A 16,571-nucleotide genomic window follows, 5' to 3' on the forward strand; every position below is an offset into this window, starting at 1 on the left:
CAACCACACCGTGCAGACCAAGGCTCTGCACGCCTACCTGCGCTGGCGCAACGCCCACGCCCGTCACCCCGACGTCCTGGCCGCCCAACGCCGCGAACGTGCCCGCATCCGTAGCGAGAAGGGTCTCCGCTGGGGCGGCCGGCCCCTCTCACCGGCCGCCTGAAATCCTCACCCAACCCGGTGATCGTTTCCGGTCACAGCACTAGGCGGCTGGGGACGGGTGATTCTCTGGGACGTTCGTCGCGCCCGGGTGGGCCGGCTTCGGTAGCGACCCGAGCACATTGGCGATCTTGTGAACCGGCATCTCTGGGCTCTGGTCCGTGGGAACATCTCGGCCGGCGCGGACCAGAAGCCGAGCGCGCCGTCGCCGATGGCCAGGACCGGGGCGCATGCCGCGCCGGGCGCAATCACGCAGCAGGTCCGCCCAGGATTCGGCCGACTCGCGGTAGCCGTCGGTGAGGGCGACGAGTTCCTTACGGCCGTCGGCGCGCTTCCCGATCAGCACCAGCAGGCAAAGCTTGTGCTCCTCCAGCCGGATGTTGACGTGGATGCCATCAGCCCACAGATAGACGTAGTCGACGCCGGACAGGTCGCGGGCGGCGAACGCTTGCTGTTCGGCTTTCCACCGCTCGGTGAGCTGGGGCAACAAGAGCGGTGCTGCGCGGCTGGGTTTCGCCCTGATGCTGAAGCTTTGAACAGGAGGCCCGGTTCCCACGCCGGGAGGATGTTCCCAAGGTCACGTCCACGGACGTGACCAAGCCCCCACCGAGGCCATCGCCGAGATCACCGGCCTGCTCGCCCCTCAGCCCAGAGGCAGACCCACCCGGAGCGCTGCGCCCATCTCAGCGTTCCTCGAGGAGGGGAGCACGTGCCGCTTGATGAGCGCGGGCCAGGCGCAGGACGTTGGCGATGATGCGGCGTCCGGCGTTGTGGTCGGTGGTCATGAGGGACTCGGGGTGGAATTGGACCGCCCAGCGGGGCGCGTGGCGGTGCTCGATCGCCATGACGACGCCGTCGTCGGTGGTTGCAGAGATCTCGTAGCAGTCCGGCACCTGGGCGGCATGCAGGGAGTGGTAGCGGCCTGCGGTGAACTGAGGGGGCAGGCCCGTCAGCAGGTGTCCGGAGTGGACGGTGATGCTGCTGGGCCGGCCATGGGCAGGTTCGGGCAGTGGCACTATGGTGCCACCGCTGTGCTCGATCATCGCCTGCAGTCCCAGGCAGACGCCGAAGGCGGGCAGCCCCCGGGCGGTGATCTCGTTGAGCAGGTCCAGGCAGCCGTGCTCTCCGGGGCGGCCGGGGCCCGGCGAGAGCACGACCAGGTCAGGGGTGAGTTCGTCGAGTGTGGCCGAGGGAAGTCCCGCGCGCATGGTGATCACCTGCGCACCGGCTTGGCGGAAGTAGTCGGCCAGTGTGTGTACGAAGGAGTCCCTGTGGTCGATCAGCAGAACTCGCATAGGTATCGCTTCGGTCTGCGGGGGCGGCGGCGTGTCCGGCTTGGTGGTGCGCGGGGCTCTGGTGAGGGTTTCCATCAATGCCTGGGCCTTGACCTGGGTCTCGCGCTCCTCGGCGTCAGGGTCGGAGTCGTGCAGGAGCGTGGCGCCGACGCGGACGGCGGCCAGCCCGTCGCGGATCTGCGCCGTACGCAGGGTCAGGCCACTGTCGAGGGTGCCGTCGAAGCGCAGGACGCCGACGGCGCCGCCGTACCAGCGGCGGGGGGATTGCTCGTGGTCCTCGATGAACTGCATCGCGGCCCGCTTGGGGGCGCCGGTGACGGTGACGGCCCACATGTGGGTGAGGAAGGCGTCCAGGGCGTCGAAGCCGGGGCGTAGCCGCCCTCGCACGTGGTCGACGGTGTGGATGAGCCGGGAGTACATCTCGATCTGGCGGCGGCCCAGAATCTGGACGCTGCCGGGGTCGCAGATGCGGGCCTTGTCGTTGCGATCGACGTCGGTGCACATGGTCAGCTCCGACTCGTCCTTGCCGGAGTTGAGCAGGGTGCGGACGTGGTCGCTGTCCTCGACGGCGTCCCGGCCGCGGCGGATGGTGCCGGAGATGGGGCAGGTCTCGACCCACAGGCGGCCGTGGTCGTCGCGGGTGACCCGTGCATACATCTCCGGAGATGTCCCGGCAAGATGCTCTCCATCAAGGTTGAACAGCAGTTCGTAGGGTGCGGGGTTGCGGCGGCGCAGGCGGTCGTAGAAGTCGCTCGCCGACGTGCAGGGGGCGTACATGACGTGGCTGGGCACGACTTCGACCAGGTCGCCGCGGGCGAAGTGTTCCTGGGCAGTCCGGACGACCTTGGCGTAGTCGCCTTGCCGGGGTGGCGGTGGCAGTGCCGGGGGCCGGGTGGCCGGATGGATGCGGTCGCTGTCTCGGGGCAGGCCGGCAGTGGTGGTGTCGCCGAGCGTGAAGTCGTAGCGGTAGCGGATCACTCCGAACTCGTCCTCGACGTAGAGTTCATCGGGCAGGTGCAGGACCAGGTCCCGGTGGTCGTCAGGACGCGGCCGCCGCAGGGTGATCGACTCGAACCCGAACGCCAGGTCGTAACCGAACGCGCCGTACAGCCCCAGGTGGACGTCGTCGGGTGCGGCGAATGCGGCCAGCAGCGCGCGCAGGGCTGAGAAAACGCTGGAGCGCCGGCTGCGTTGTTCCTCGAGCAGCACGTCAGCGGGGGCCGGCACCACCAGGGTGAGGGCGGAGGAGCCGGTGGAGGTGAGGTGACCGCTCGCCGACAGCGCCTGCGCGACGATCGGGAGCAGCACGCGCCCGCGCTCGTTGAGCGCGCGGACGTTCACGCGGCGTGCGGCGACGGTGACTTCCAGGCAGGGAGCCACATAGCCGATGCGCCAGCGGCGGTAACGACCGGGCTGCTGAACGCCGGAGCCGAGAACGCCGCCGGGTCGTTCGTCCAGCGCCGCGGTGACCTGGTCCAGCGCATGGTGGGGGTAGGGCTGCGCGATCCGCGTGATCTCCAGGCGCCCCGTAGTGGTCCATGTGTGGGTGGTGGCGGCTTCAGTGAGGTTGGCGTGGCGCTCCTGGGCGTAGGGGCGCCAATGTCCCGTGGCGGTCTTCGCCGAGGTGGAGCCAGCGGCTTTCGGGGACCGATGCCTGATGAGCCGCCCGGTCTGCGCGATCAGCTCGCCTGCCTGCTCCGGATTGAGCCGCGGGTCGCACGCGGACAGGAAGTGCTGATGCACCTGGTCTTCGTTGGCTGCGCCCGCCGGGCCGCCGATGCATTCGGTCACGTTGTCGCAGGTGACTTCGAGATGCAGCCCTCCGGGGTGGGAGCCGGTAGCGTGATGCGCTGCCAGCCAGTCTTCGGCCTCGGCGAGCATCGTGTCCAAGTGCCGGGTCTTGAATCCGGCGGCCGTCGTGGTGGTGTTGGCGTGCATGGGATCGCACACCCAGACCACTGGGTACTTCGCGCGGGTCACCGCCTCGATCATCTCAGGGAGCAGCCGGCTCACCTGGCGCGCTCCCATCCGGGTGATCAGCGTGAGCCGGCCCGGCACGCGCTCGGGGTTCAGCTTCTGGCAGAGGGCGACGACATCGTCCGCGGTGGTGGTGGGGCCGAGTTTGACCGCCACCGGATTGGCGATGCCGCGCAGGTACTCCACATGGGCTTGGTCGAGCCCTCGGGTGCGGTCGCCGATCCACAGCAGGTGGGCCGACGTCGCGTACCAGGCGTGGGCCTGGCAGTCATAGCGGGTCAGGGCCTCCTCGAAGGGCAGCAGCAGTGCCTCGTGGGAGACGAACACATCCGTAGCTGGGCGGGGGCCAGTGCTGGTGCTGGTGCTGCGAGCGCGCAACAGGGCCAAGGTGGCCGCGGCGCGGTGATAGCCCTCCACCAGTCGGCCGGGGTCAGGATCGCGCGAGTCCGGATCTGGACCGTTGACCAGGTCGCCTCGGTAGCTGGGCACGGTGAGCGGGCCGTCGGGGCCCGACACCTCCTCCGTGGACGACGATCGCGGTTTGGCGTACTGGCCCGCCATGCGGCCGATGGCGACCACCGGCAGCCCGGTGGCGGTCATCAGTCGGTTGGCGAGCGCTTCCACCAGTCTGGCCCGGGCCTCGGTGCTGGCGGTCTCGGTGAAACGCTCTGCGCAGTCGCCGGCCTGGAGCACCAGCGCCCGGCCGTCGGCGGCCTCGGCCAGCGCTGCGGTGAGCGCTCGGCACTCCTCCGGCGTGACCAGGGGCGGTAGCTGCAGCAGCCGTCGCTCGGCGTCCGCCACCGCGGCCACATCGGGCCAATCCGGTTGCTGGGCGACTGGATGGTTCCGCCAGGTGTCCGGCTGCCATTGGGGCACGATCGGCGGATGTCCTGTAGGCATGTCACTGTCCATTTTCTTTTCGGATGCCCGAAAAATGAAATAGCGAATAGACGCTATCGGCGAGATGTGAAATATGCTGGTCGCCCGCCGGTAAGGGATGAGTCACATACCCAGAGCAGCACTCTCCATGTACGATTAATAAATGGAATCTGATGATTTCGATGGTGCGGCAGAGAAAGGCGGGGAACGCTACGGCGACCAGATCTTTGCGCACACGCGCGACAAGGAACGAGAACGCCTCGACGCGATCAGCCGCACTTATGACCCGGTTACTCACCAGCACATCGAAGCGCTGGGGCTGCGACCCGGCATGCGATGCCTGGATGCCGGGTCCGGTACCGGGGAGCTGGCCCTGTGGCTGATCACTCACGCCGCGCCCCGCGAGGTTGTCGCCCTGGACCGCAGCACTGTTTATCTCGACCGGCTCCGCGCACCGAACCTTCGTGTGGTGGCCGCCGACCTGACCGCCGAGGATCTGAGCGAAACGCTCGAACCGGCGAGCTTCGACCTGGTGCACGCGAGATTCCTGCTCATGCACCTGCCCGAACGTGATCGGGTACTGCAACGGCTGGTGTCCTGGCTGGCCCCGGGCGGCGTCCTCCTGCTGGGCGACTCCATCGACCTGGCGACCCCGACCAGCCGCGAGTCCGCCGTGCGCGCGGCCTTCGCCGCCCTGTGGTCGTCCCTGCGCTCGACCATCGGCACCGACATAACCTGGGTCCGCGAATATCCGGCCCGGCTGGCCTCGCTGGGACTGGTCGACCAAGGCCTCGACGTTTTCCTGCCCGCGATCATTCCCGGTGCTCCGATCAGCCGTTTCTGGCAGTTGACCTTCGAGCAGACGCGCGCGAAGATGATCGCCACCGGCCACGTGTCAAGCACCGAACTCGACCGCGTATTGGCTCTGTTCGAAACACCGGGATTCGCCGAACTGTCACCTGGAATGATCTCCGCATGGGCGCGCCACCCGGATCCGATCGGTTTCCACCACATGCCTGAATCGCCGTCCATAATTTGAGGTGAAACCGATTGCTGCAATAACGGACTCAACCCAATGCGGTTCTCGGATTCTGGTGCTCTGGGATATCGACCGCACTCTCATCGACATGCAAGCAGTGGGCCTTCGGCTCTACAGCCAGGCCTTCACCCAAGTCACCGGTCGGACGATGGAACGGCACCCCGTGATCGACGGAAAGACCGACCCCGTCATCTTCCATCAGACCGCCCGCCTGCACGGAATCGACACCACTGTCGCCGACTTCCGCGGCTTCGTCGGGGCGCTGGCCGACCGGCACCGGCGACAGGCAGAGCAGATACGGCGCCAGGGGCGTGCGCTACCAGGCGCCGCCGCAGCCCTGGCCGCCGTCGCCCGACTGCCGGGCGCCCTGCAGACAGTCGTCACCGGCAACGTGCGGCCGGTCGCGCAGATCAAACTGACCGTCTTCGGTCTACACACCCACATCGACTGGGCGCTGGGCGGTTTCGGCGACGACCACTACACGCGCGACGCCCTCGTTGCCGACGCCCTGCGGCACGTCCGGGAACGGGCCCAACCACCCGACGCCGCGGTCCTGGTCGGCGATACCCCGGCCGACATCGCCGCAGGACACGCCCACGGTGTGCCCGTCGTGGCAGTGGCCACCGGCAGCAGCGGTCCGCGCGAGCTGCGCGCAGCCGGCGCGGACGCTGTGCTCTCCGATCTGGCCGACACCCGGCTGGTCCTCCAGCGGATCCGCTCCCTGGCCGCGAGCTCGGGCCGCCTGCGTTAGCGAGCCGGCCCGCCGTCCGGCCGTTCAGCTCGACGCCACCGCCTGCGACACCTGAATCCAGCGATCGAGCGTCGCGGCCGCGCGGCCGCTGTCGATGGCCCCGGCCGCCAGCGCCATGCCCTCGCCCCAGTCCTCGCACCTGCCCGCGGCCCGCAGTGCCGCCGCCGTGTTGAGCAGCACCATGTCGCGCCGGGGCCCGCGTTCACCGGCCAGCAGTCCGCGCACCAGCTCGGCGCTCGGCCCGGGCGGGCCGCCCTCCAGCTCTCGCAGCCCGGCGGGGGCCAGACCCAGCCGCGCCGGATCCAGCAGGTAGGGGTGCAGGGAGCCGTCACGGACCTCCACCACCTGCGCGGGAGCCGAGATGCTCAACTCGTCCAAGCCGTCCTGGGAAGAGAACACCAGTGCGCGTTCTACTCCCAGTTCCATCAGGACCTCACTCAGCAAGGAGACCAGCGCCGCGTCGGGCACCCCGAGAATCCGGTAGCGGGCCAGAGCCGGACTGCACAACGGCCCCAGCAGATTGAACACCGTCCGCACGCCCAGCTCTTTGATAGGGCCCATCGCGTGCCGGAACGCCGGGTGGAACACCGTGGCTGACAAGAACACGATGCCTGCCAACTCCAAGCACCGCGCCGCCTGCGCCGGTTGCAAGTCGGTGCGCACCCCAAGCGCTTCCAGCACATCAGCGCTGCCGCACTGGGAGGACACGCTGCGGCTGCCGTGCTTGGCGACCCGCTGCCCGCACGCCGCCGCGACGATCGCCACCACCGTGGAGACATTGAAGGTGTTGTGCCCGTCGCCGCCGGTGCCGCACGTGTCCAGCACTCGGGAACCGCCCGAGAACGGGGCCGAGAACTCCATGACCGCCCGGGCCATGGACACGACCTCCGACGGTGAGACCCCCTTGGCGGCCAGCCCCATCACCAGCCCACCGATCTGCACCGGTGACGCCTCGCCACGCATGATTGCGTACAGCGCGGCCGACGCCTCCTCCTCCGTCAACTCCTCGCCGAGCGACAGCCGACGCAACGCCGCCAGCATCACAGGGTCCGCGTCACGTCGACCACCCATCCGGAAGGACGGCACCGTCAATTCCAGGCTAGAGAACTCACCCCGCAAACTGATGCCGCTTCACCGACAGATGAGGATTACCCCGCGACAGCGGACACGAAAGGCTCCTGATCGCCTTGAAGATTTCAAGCACCCTCCCTGAGGCCTCTCCCCCAACGCCAGGCCACGGACGGCGCGACCACGGACAGACAGCGGGTGATCAAGGAGCGGTTGCACGGCGGCCACGCGGTACCCATCGTTTCCCCGTTTCGCCGGGCAGGTCACCGTCGCTCAGCGCCTTGGCAGCCCTGTAGTCCTCAACCGACACTCCCAGCTCGGCGGCGACCACCTCCGGTCGCCGGGCCCGGACGGTGTGGCCGCCCGGGTGAAGGGCGATGCGGGCCGCGAGGCTTTCCATCTGATCGGACCGGCTACGAGGCTCGCGATCGATGATCCCACGCAGGCGGCGGTCGATCTCCGCGACCACCGCATCGGCAGGGCAGGTCCTCCCGCACAGTAGGAGTCGATGACCGGGACGGCCACGTCCAGCAGGCCAGTGCGGACCAGCGCCTGGGCGAAGTGGTGCACGAGGTCCGGCACGACCCGCGCCGGGCTGCCCGGGATCCGCATGGCGAACAGCTCGCGCAGCCGCAGAAGGTCCCCGAACAGCAGGCCCGGCTGGAGGAGATCTCCCGCATGGAGAAACTCGCTCCGAACAACGGCACGACAAATACCCGTGCCGCTTGACCTTTCATGAATCCCATCCTTCAACCCCAGGTGATCGAACACGCCCCGAACACTCGATGCCTGGGCGCATTGCCCTCTTAAGGAGTCACTTCAGACTGGGCTTCTCCTCCTGCATGCGGCGCCGAGCATCCCGTCGGAACAGGCGGGAGGTTGGCTGGCGAGTTGGCAGGGCCGGCGTGCCGTACCCGTCCTGGTGTCAGATGTGGGTCTACCGATCCACGCTGGTTCGCCGAACGGGCCTCCGTGGCCGGCTTCGGTGATGGGTCGGGGCAGCCGGCCTCGCTGTCCGATGGTCAGCGTCCGAACTCCTACTTGAGGATGATGTTATCGACCTTGTTATTCCAGTCGTCGAGGTTGGAAAGATTCCTGGTGGCGGCGATGGCCGCCGAGATGGAGCGCGACCTCACCTCCGAGCGCACCCTGGACGGCCTGGCCGCCGCCCGCGCCGCCGGCCGCGAGGACGGCCGCCCCGTCAAGGGAGCGAGGGCGTGCTCACCGCCGCCCGCGCCTGCCGCGCCCGCGGCCAGTCGGTCACACAGATCGCCCGCGAACTCGGCGTGGGCAGGTCGACGCTGGACTGGACGCTGGAAGACGACGACCCACCCAGCGCGGCCGCCGGCACCACCACCGCGGCGCCGAGCTCCCCGCCACAGCGTCATGCCGTGCGGGCTCGGCCGCAGTTCGTCCCTATCTCCTGCGTGATGGCGGTGTCGGAGCGTCCCCTCCAGTCCACGCACGAGTCGATCGCCAGCAGGTAGCTCGGCCCGGCGTAGTGCGTGTGGTAGCCCTGGTCGATCTTCGTCCAGCTCTCCGTGCTGGACTTCTTCAGGTATGCGCCCATGCACCTGGCGGTTCCGTTGGTGTCGCGGATCACCAGGAGGCAGTTGTAGCCGTTGTTGCAGGTGAGGAACCTGGTGGTGTCGCTGTCGAACTGCCCACGCCGCCGTTGGGTGCCCGAGTGATCGCGCATGGCCAAGAGGGTGCCAGCCACGTCGGCGGGTAGCTCGCCGTGCTCGCTGAGCGCCTCTGAGATAACTTGCTCGGCACAAAGCGGCTTTACAGGCAGTCCGAGAACGAGTTTTACTGATGAAGTTCTCCAGGCTTGCCGTACCGCTTGCGAGGAGTGAAATGACAGCCAGGGTGGAGTCAAGAGCAAGAGACCCGAATATTCTTTCATGTCATTCCTTTCTTTATGCTTGTCCATGAACTCGAACTTTGATCCGGATGGCCACTATGCGCCGCCGCCCGGGAAAGATGTTGTGGATAAATGGCGGCAGTATATGACGGTCAGCTTGGACAGCACCCGGGTTAACCGGAGGTCCGAAATGTCGCCGAAAAGTAGCAGTAGCCCATAGTTGAAAGACCCGCGAGCAGAAACTCGGCGGCGCCGACGACGAAGACGCTGAGGCACAGGCAGGCCAGAGCGAAACTGTCCGTTTCATTGCGGCAAGGCTAAGCTCTGACATCCATGTCAGAGTCAAGTCGGAGGCACGGTGCACATCGGTAATTGTCGCGTCGGACGAGGTCCATGAGCGGCTGCTGCGCTACTACGAGCGGCGCCACCGGGTGGGGAACTGGGACAGCGGCACCGCCCATCTGCCACCCCGACCGCTCGACCTGCACCAGACGCGCCCCCGCCTCCGGACGGTGACACAAGCTCCATCGGCCACGGGGCGCCTTTGCCGGCGTTGTCGACGAGCCCGGACAATCCCACGATGATCTCGCCGCCGGATGCGGCGCGCAGGTCTTCACCGTCCGCGAGGTCGCCGACGCCGGCGAACACCCCGAAGCCCCTGGCCCGCAGTGCCTGGGCGGAAGCGCGGCCGATGCCCGACGAGCTTCCTGTGATCACTACGGATCGCGACATCGTCGTCTCCTTCCGAGATAACTCAACGTTGGCCAGTTGAATCCGGGCCGGGAGAACTGTCACACCACGCCGCCCACGCCATCGACCGCCGGGCTTCAGCGGGAAACACATTGTTTGCCTGCTCGATGTCGGCACCGGCGCCGTGAACACCGGCCATCAGGCGGCGCCGGTCACCTCCACGATCCCCTCCCCGGTCACCTCCACGATCCCCTCCCCGGTCAGCTCCCCGGTCAGCTCCCCGGTCAGCTCCGCGATCGCAGAGGTGATCTCCCAGGCCGTCACCGAGGGATTCGCCGACCCCGACGACCTCGCCCGGCGGGTCGGCACCGCCGGCGCGCAGCCCTCCGCCGGGCAGGCCCCCTGCTCGCTCTCCTATGGTCTTCCCGGGATCGCGTTGCTGTTCGCCGAGCTCGGTCGCGCCGACGAGCGGTACGAGCGGCTCGCCGGCGGCTGTCTCGCCCTGGCGGCCGGAAACGCGGCGCCGCCCGCCTGGAACGGCCTGCACAACGGGTATCCGGCCCTGGCGTACGCCTGCCGGGCCGTCCGGCGCGGCCTCATGGTCTACGCGGGCGTCCTGGAGCGGCTCGATCAGGCCATCGCCGAGCTCACTGCGAACACGCTCGCCCGCCACCACCGCGCCCTGGCCGAACCGGGCACGCTCTCCTGCTGCGATTACGACGTGATCACCGGCCTGACCGGGCTCGGCCGCTATCTCCTGCTGCCCGGGGCGGACCACTCCGGCACGCTGGCCGACGTGCTGCACGCGCTGGTGCTGCTCGCGCGTCCCCTCCGGGTGGAGGGGACGGAGGTTCCCGGGTGGTGGGCCACCCATCCGTCCTCAAGGGCACGCTGTGACCTCGGTGTGGCGCACGGGATGTCCGGGTCTGGCGCTGTTGTCGCTCGCGTACGCGCGAGGTGTGTCGGTGCCCGGCCAGCTGGAGGCCTTCGGCTACATCGGCAGCGTCCTTGACGCCTGGCGGCAGGCCGACACGTTCGGGCCGTTCTGGCCGGCCACGCTGTCACTGGAGCAGTACCGCGGCGACGAGCCGCCATCCGGCCGGCCGCGGCCCGGATGGTGTTACGGCACTTCCGGCGTCGCCCGCGCACTGCAACTGGCCGGCCTCGCGGCGGGCGAGCCCGCGTGGCTGACGACCGCGTACGAGGCCGGCATGGGGTGCATCCGCGCTCTCGACCACGGGCTTCTGCCCGAGGAGGCTCAGCTCTGTCACGGGCTGGCGGGCACCCTGCACTGCCTGGGCAGGATCGAGGCCACCGCCGGGGGCGGCGCGCTCGCAGCCGGCCTCGAGCGCATTGCCGCTCATGTCCTCGGGCTGCGCGACCTGGGCACGCCGTTCGGGTTCGTCACCGGCGAGGCGTCACCCAACGGGCGATGCGATCCCGGCTGGCTGCAGGGAGCCGCGGGCGTTCTTTCGGCCCTGCACGCCTACGCCTCGGGCAGGATGCCCGAGAGCGGCTGGGACGCGGCGCTCCTGCTGTCATAGGCGTGCGGCCGGCGTCCCTGCGCGGCCTGTCGCTCCAGGTCGCCGCGCCGGGGTGGAGGGTGAGGGCTCCATTGAAGCGGGCCGTGATCGTCACACAGCGGGCAACGGCTAACGTGATCCCCGAGCGCGTCTGAACTGCCCTTGTCGTCCAGTGGAGGGAATCCCGAAACGGTGGTGGGCCGTCGTGAAAGGCCGGTGGACCCGGCGACCGGACCGGTTGGACGTTTCGCCTCGGAGTTACGCACACTCCGCCAGGAGGCGGGCGGGCTCACCTATCGGAGCATGGCCAAGCGGGCGGGCTACTCGGTCACCACGCTGTCGCAGGCGGCGGCCGGTGAGCGCCTGCCCTCCCTGCCGGTCGTCCTCGCCTTCGTGGAGGCGTGCGGTGGAGACGCCGCGGAATGGGAGGCGCGCTGGCAGGAGGTCACCCAGGAGCTCGCCCGCGAGCGGGAGTCCGACGACGACGGCGGCGGGCCGTACCTGGGCCTGGCCCCGTACGAGACCGGCGATCGCGATCGTTTCTTCGGCCGGGATGAGCTCGTCGAGGAGCTGCGCGAGCTGCTTGGCCGGCATCGTTTCGCCGCGGTGTTCGGCCCTTCAGGCAGCGGGAAGTCGTCCCTGCTGCGTGCCGGACTGGTGCCTGCCGTACGCGGGCAGACGGCGTCCTCGCAGGAGTCCTTCGCCACGGCGTTGATCCTCACTCCGGGAGAGCACCCGATGCGGCACGCCGAGCGGCTCGTCCCGGCCGCGGGGGCGGGCGAGACGCTGATCGTGGTCGACCAGTTCGAGGAGGTGTTCACGCTCTGCCAGGACCAGGACGAGCGTGCGCGCTTCATCGACCTGCTGCTCGGCGCGCGGCGGGCGCCGAGCTGGATGAGGGTGGTCATCGCGGTCCGCGCCGACTTCTACGGGCACTGCGCCGGGCACCGCGAGCTCACCGAGGCCCTGCGCGAGGCCAATCTGCTGGTCGGGCCCATGCGGCAGGAGGAACTGCGCGAAGCGGTCGTCCGGCCGGCCATGGCCGAGGGGCTGACGGTGGAGCGGGCGCTGACGGCCGCCATCGTCGCCGACGTCGCCGGCGAGCCCGGGGCGCTGCCGCTGATGTCGCACGCGCTGCGGGAGGTCTGGCGCCGCCGTACGGGCAAGCTGCTGACCTTGGCCGCCTACGAGAGCGTGGGCAGAGTCCATGGGGCGATCAGCCACACCGCCGAGGAGCTCTACGCCGAGCTGTCGCCGGAACAGGCGCGGATCGCCCGGCGGATCCTGCTCAGGCTGATCCAGCCGGGCGAGCAGGCCCAGGACACCCGCCGTCCGGCCGGTCGGGCGGAGCTGGACCCGTACGGGGAGGCGGACACCGCGCTGGTCATCGAGCGGCTGGCCGCGGCCAGGCTGCTCACACTGCACCAGGACACCGTGGACCTCGCGCACGAGGCCCTGATCGAGTCGTGGCCACGGCTGCGCGGCTGGGTGGACGAGGGACGCGATCGCCTGCGCGCCCATCGCCAGCTCACCGAGGCGGCCGAGGCGTGGCAGGCGCAGGGCGGCGACGCGGGACTCCTCTACCGCGGCACCCGCCTGGCCGTCGTCGACAAGCTGTTCATCGAGCCGGGCGACCGCGACGACGACCTCACTCCCCTGGAACGCGACTTCGTGCGTGCCAGCGCGGCACTGGCCCGGCGCACCTCCCTGAGGCGGATCGCCGTCTCGGCCGCTCTGGTGGTCCTGCTGATCGCCTCCGTGGTCGCGGCGGGAGTCGCCGCCCGGCAGGCCGGTCTGGCCGACAACCGCCTGGAGGAGGCGACGGCCCAGCTCACGGCCGGGCGCGCGGCGGCCCTGCGGCTGAGCGACCCGAAGCTGGCCCGCCGGCTGAGCGTCGCCGCCTGGCGGATCGCCCCGGTCCCCGAGGCCAAGGGCGAGCTCGTCGGCTCGATGGCGCTTCCGGTCTCCGACGTCTTCGCCGATCCGGACAGCGCCGCATCGGCGCACGCGCTGAGCGTGGACGGCGCCAGGCTGGCCGCGTACACGGCCGGCGGCGCGGGCGCGCCCGGCACGCTGCGCGTCTTGGACGTGGCCGCGAAGAACGAGATCTCCCGGACCCCGCTGGCCGGAGACGTCGAGGAGCTCGCGTGGAGTCCCGACGGCCGTACTCTCGCCGTGTCGGGCCAGGACGGCGTGCGGCTGGTGCCCGTCGGCGCCGCTTCGGCGGGCGTCCCGCTCACCGGGCCCTCCGAACACTTGATCGGCGCTCAGGTGGAGTTCAGCCCCAGCGGCGGGCTGCTCATCGCCGAAGGGGACCGCACCGAGGTCTGGAACGTCGCGCGGCGCGAACGCGTACTGACGCGACGGGTGGTGGCGATCAGCCCGGGCGATCGGCTGGCACTGGTCATCCCGCGGAAAGCTCAGCAGGAGCAGGTCGTCGAGGTCACCTCGGAAGAGGGGCCTGTGCTCAACGTCGGACCGAAAGAGGGCGCCGCGAGCCCCGAGCTGTGGGACCTCGGCAAACGCAGGCAGGTCAGCGCGCCATGGCTGCCGATGGCCGCCATCGGCGGGGCGTTCAGCCCTGATGGCAAGCTGCTCGCCGTGACCGCTGCTGAGGGGATCCGGCTGTTCGATCTCGACGCCGGCAAGGAGCTGGAAGGGTCGCTGGTCGCCGGCACCGAGCCGAGATTCAGTCCCGACGGCCGGTTCCTGGCCGGCCTGGACGGTGAGGACAGGGTGAATCTGTGGCGGGTCCACGACGGCGAGCTGCTGCTGAGCGCCACGCTGCCGCTGGAGGATGTCCGGCACGAGCTGCGAATCTCAGCCGACGACCGGACCCTGCGCGTGCAGAGCGCGCGCGGGCTCGTGCACGAGCTGTATGTCGCCCCCTTCACCATGCCTGCGACACTGGCGCCGGACAAAGGCGTTCGGGTGCTCAGCCCTGACGGTCGCGTCCTCGTCGTATCGGGACAGAAAAGGAACCGGCCGGTGGTGCGGTTCTGGGACGTCGCCACCCGCCAACCGCTCGGCGATCCGCTGCCTACGGCAGATCTCCCGTACAACGACATGACGCAACCCGAGTACGATGCCACGTTCAGCCCCGACGGAAGCACGCTGGCGCTTCACCACTCCATGGCCTCGGTGGTGACGCTCTGGAACGTGGCCACGCGCGAACAGTTGGGCGCCATCGAAGCGCACCGGCCGGACGTCACGGGAGTGAAGTCCGTGGCCTTCTCCGCGGACGGCGCGACCATGGCGGTGAGCCTCTTCATCGACGGGAGCGATGAGCTCGAACTCTGGGACGTGGCGACCCGGACCCGGACCGTCTCCGTGCCGGAAGTGGGCGGAGACGTTCTCGCCTTCACCCCCGACGGGCGCCGGCTGTTCACCGGAAGTGGGTGGCAGGGGGTCCTGGTCGACACCGCCACCGGCGGGATCGTCCGAGATCCGCCCGACGCCCGCGCCCAGGGGAGCATCCTCTTCACGCGTGGAGTGGCCGTGACGGGTGACTTCTACGGGCGGGTGGGGTTCTGGGGAGTCGACCTGCGCCAGCCGCTGGTCCCGCCGCAGAACGCGCACTCGGCGACGATCTCCGCGCTGCTCTCGCATCCGCCGAGCGGGCTGATGGCCAGCGTCTCCGAGGACAACGAGTCGGGCATACGACTGTGGGACGTTGACGGGCGGCGGCCTGTGGGCTCGGCCATCAGCCTGCCCGGCGAGTCTCCGCCCGCCGTGGCGTTCAGCCGGACGGCCCTGCTCATCTCCTTCCCCGACGGCGGCCTCCGCGAGATCACCGTCGACCCCGGCACGGCGATAGCGAAGATCTGCGAGGCAGACGGCGGCCTGACTGCCGAGGAATGGCGGGCGCAGATCCCGGAACTGCCCTACCGGGAGACCTGCCGCGGCTGAAGCCGTCACCATGTGGGACACGACGACGATCGACGCCGGGAAGGTCCTCCAGAGCAGCCACCGACCGGATCGTGACCTGCCCGCCAAGGGTGAGCCGCAGGCCGCTCCTGCTGGGCAGGACCGTGGCGGGCTCGCCCGCGGCGTGGAGCTGCCGTTCCAGCCAGACGGCTTGAGCGGCTTCCCCACTACGACCGCAACGCCAACACCGGCGGCGACCTCACGCATGACGTCGACGAGCCCGTCATCGCGAGTGGGTGTATTGGGACCGTGGCACCGCCCATCTGCTGCCCCGGCTTCTGCGGCTTCCGGACGGCAGCACGCGCACGCACGGTCCGCCGTTCCTGTCCGAACGCCGCCCGGTCCCAGCCCGACGCCCGGCCGCCGCCCGGCCGCCGCCGACATCCGCCCGCACACCGGCCGCGCCCGCCTCGGCTACGACCGCGCCCGCGTCCTGCCGGACACCTACGCCGGGCTCGACCTGCACCAGCTGCGCCACAGCGCCGCCACCCACCTCGCCGCGATCACCCCGAACGCCTTCATCCGCACCACCCCGGCCGACGCGCTCCGATCGCTATCTTGGGTTCTCGGCCTCTTCTCACAGGTCAGAGCTAGATGATCTTCTTTTCCACGTGTGGCACGTTGGCTGATCCTCACACCATGCCGCCTCGAACGTGTGTCCCTACTGGTTGCATCGCCCCAGCTCAACGCCACCAGCCCGGTGCCGAGCTCGGCGCCGCGAGGCCTCCGCAGCAGGCAAAGGCCTTGGCGGAAAGGCGGCCTGCGTGCGCGGCGACCTGGCCGAGCAGCCAGCCGGGGCCTGGCGGTCAAGCGTTCGGGAGTCTCGTCCACGCCAGGCACTACCTCGTTGGCGCGACCAACGAATTCCGGCATTGTTGGTGGCGCCAACGATGGCTGCGCCAACGAATAGGAGTCGCCATGTCCACGCAATCCCCACACGCCGACCGCATCGAGCTCACCGACCTGTTCACCCGCTTCTCGCTCCTGCTCGACGAGAAGCGATGGGACGACGCCGGCGACGTCTTCGCCGAGGACGTGACCGTGCACTCGCCGCGCGGCGGTTCGCTCACCGGCCTTGACAACGTTGTGGGGTTCCTGCGCAAGGCCGAGGTTGAGGGCGAGAGCACCCAGCACATCACCACGGATTTGCTGCTCGACCTCCACGGCGATCGGGCCTCCGTCGCGGCGAACTCACTCGTGTACTTTTTCCGTGATGGACAGGCGCCTCACATGAACAGCGGCCTGCGCCTGACCGGCGATGCGAAGCGCACCCCGGTCGGCTGGCGGTTGCACGAGTGGCGGATCATCCCCCTCTGGATCCGCGAAAACTGACCGCTACGGCGGCCACCACTGGTTCAGCCCGACAGTGCCGCTCGGGTGCATCTGGCCTGCCCAACAT

At 69.5% G+C, this 16,571-nt stretch carries 13 protein-coding genes and 2 pseudogenes; 9 read left to right on the forward strand and 6 right to left on the reverse strand.

Going from position 1 to position 16,571, the window contains the following annotated elements:
* A pseudogene (locus IO39_RS59560) lies at positions 1-163 on the forward strand (IS630 family transposase); the annotation flags it as partial.
* A gap of 78 nt (positions 164-241) precedes the next feature.
* Here the strand turns inward: IO39_RS59560 and IO39_RS49760 are convergent.
* Both IO39_RS49760 and IO39_RS59565 read right to left on the reverse strand, forming a co-directional pair.
* Positions 242-640: pseudogene (locus tag IO39_RS49760) on the reverse strand (transposase); the annotation flags it as partial.
* A 202-nt stretch (positions 641-842) separates the two neighbouring features.
* On the reverse strand, positions 843-4,343 hold the full coding sequence (locus tag IO39_RS59565; protein ID WP_084774826.1) for an anthranilate synthase component I: 3,501 nt from the start codon (positions 4,341-4,343) through the stop codon (positions 843-845).
* 130 nt (positions 4,344-4,473) lie between these two features.
* Between IO39_RS59565 and IO39_RS49770 the strand changes: the two genes are divergently transcribed.
* Positions 4,474-5,349, forward strand: a complete 876-nt coding sequence (locus IO39_RS49770) for a class I SAM-dependent methyltransferase (protein ID WP_052424374.1) — start codon at positions 4,474-4,476, stop codon at positions 5,347-5,349.
* Positions 5,350-5,404: 55 nt separating this feature from the next.
* Positions 5,405-6,100: an HAD family hydrolase gene (locus tag IO39_RS49775; RefSeq protein WP_211267449.1), complete on the forward strand. Its 696-nt coding sequence runs from the start codon at positions 5,405-5,407 to the stop codon at positions 6,098-6,100.
* Between the two features lie 24 nt (positions 6,101-6,124).
* Here the strand turns inward: IO39_RS49775 and trpD are convergent, their stop codons facing one another.
* On the reverse strand, positions 6,125-7,141 hold the full coding sequence (trpD, locus tag IO39_RS49780; RefSeq protein ID WP_052424389.1) for an anthranilate phosphoribosyltransferase: 1,017 nt from the start codon (positions 7,139-7,141) through the stop codon (positions 6,125-6,127).
* Between the two features lie 588 nt (positions 7,142-7,729).
* Here trpD and IO39_RS55800 point away from each other — a divergent pair.
* Positions 7,730-7,897, forward strand: coding sequence for a hypothetical protein (locus tag IO39_RS55800; RefSeq protein WP_157549951.1), 168 nt, complete (start codon positions 7,730-7,732; stop codon positions 7,895-7,897).
* A 308-nt stretch (positions 7,898-8,205) separates the two neighbouring features.
* On the opposite strand, the gene IO39_RS59990 is transcribed toward IO39_RS55800, so the two are convergent.
* The 3 genes from IO39_RS59990 to IO39_RS59370 form a co-directional block, all read right to left on the reverse strand.
* A complete protein-coding gene (locus IO39_RS59990; protein WP_157549952.1) occupies positions 8,206-8,373 on the reverse strand; it encodes a hypothetical protein in 168 nt (55 codons plus the stop codon).
* Between the two features lie 179 nt (positions 8,374-8,552).
* Positions 8,553-8,867 carry a hypothetical protein gene (locus IO39_RS49785; protein WP_052424375.1) on the reverse strand — a complete coding sequence of 105 codons (315 nt, stop codon included), beginning with the start codon at positions 8,865-8,867 and terminating at the stop codon, positions 8,553-8,555.
* A gap of 1,053 nt (positions 8,868-9,920) precedes the next feature.
* Complete coding sequence (locus tag IO39_RS59370; RefSeq protein WP_281200467.1) at positions 9,921-10,046, reverse strand: hypothetical protein; 126 nt, start codon at positions 10,044-10,046, stop codon at positions 9,921-9,923.
* Between IO39_RS59370 and IO39_RS59570 the strand changes: the two genes are divergently transcribed.
* The 5 genes from IO39_RS59570 (at position 10,027) to IO39_RS49800 (ending at position 16,504) form a co-directional block, all read left to right on the forward strand.
* Positions 10,027-10,734 (forward strand): lanthionine synthetase LanC family protein, encoded by a 708-nt coding sequence (locus tag IO39_RS59570; RefSeq protein ID WP_169789257.1) that lies wholly within the window; start codon positions 10,027-10,029, stop codon positions 10,732-10,734. The two genes, IO39_RS59370 and IO39_RS59570, sit on opposite strands and share 20 nt — an antisense overlap.
* Positions 10,688-11,266 carry a lanthionine synthetase LanC family protein gene (locus IO39_RS59575; RefSeq protein WP_052424377.1) on the forward strand — a complete coding sequence of 193 codons (579 nt, stop codon included), beginning with the start codon at positions 10,688-10,690 and terminating at the stop codon, positions 11,264-11,266. Before IO39_RS59570 ends, IO39_RS59575 begins: the two co-directional genes overlap by 47 nt.
* Positions 11,267-11,461: 195 nt before the next feature.
* Positions 11,462-15,154, forward strand: coding sequence for an nSTAND1 domain-containing NTPase (locus IO39_RS49795; RefSeq protein ID WP_211267450.1), 3,693 nt, complete (start codon positions 11,462-11,464; stop codon positions 15,152-15,154).
* Positions 15,155-15,164: 10 nt separating this feature from the next.
* Complete coding sequence (locus IO39_RS58705; RefSeq protein ID WP_245642716.1) at positions 15,165-15,770, forward strand: hypothetical protein; 606 nt, start codon at positions 15,165-15,167, stop codon at positions 15,768-15,770.
* Positions 15,771-16,090: 320 nt separating this feature from the next.
* A complete protein-coding gene (locus IO39_RS49800; RefSeq protein WP_043641272.1) occupies positions 16,091-16,504 on the forward strand; it encodes a nuclear transport factor 2 family protein in 414 nt (137 codons plus the stop codon).
* Positions 16,505-16,571 lie beyond the last annotated feature (67 nt).

Source organism: Nonomuraea candida (assembly GCF_000725485.1).
Lineage (GTDB): Bacteria > Actinomycetota > Actinomycetes > Streptosporangiales > Streptosporangiaceae > Nonomuraea > Nonomuraea candida.

Excerpts from the sequence above, each read along its gene's own strand:
- IO39_RS59565 (WP_084774826.1), bottom strand. The coding sequence starts at position 4,343 with ATGGACAGTGACATGCCTACAGGACATCCGCCGATCGTGCCCCAATGG.
- IO39_RS49770 (WP_052424374.1), top strand. The coding sequence starts at position 4,474 with ATGGAATCTGATGATTTCGATGGTGCGGCAGAGAAAGGCGGGGAACGC.
- trpD (WP_052424389.1), bottom strand. The coding sequence starts at position 7,141 with ATGCTGGCGGCGTTGCGTCGGCTGTCGCTCGGCGAGGAGTTGACGGAG.
- IO39_RS49785 (WP_052424375.1), bottom strand. The coding sequence starts at position 8,867 with ATGCGCGATCACTCGGGCACCCAACGGCGGCGTGGGCAGTTCGACAGC.
- IO39_RS58705 (WP_245642716.1), top strand. The coding sequence starts at position 15,165 with ATGTGGGACACGACGACGATCGACGCCGGGAAGGTCCTCCAGAGCAGC.
- IO39_RS49800 (WP_043641272.1), top strand. The coding sequence starts at position 16,091 with ATGTCCACGCAATCCCCACACGCCGACCGCATCGAGCTCACCGACCTG.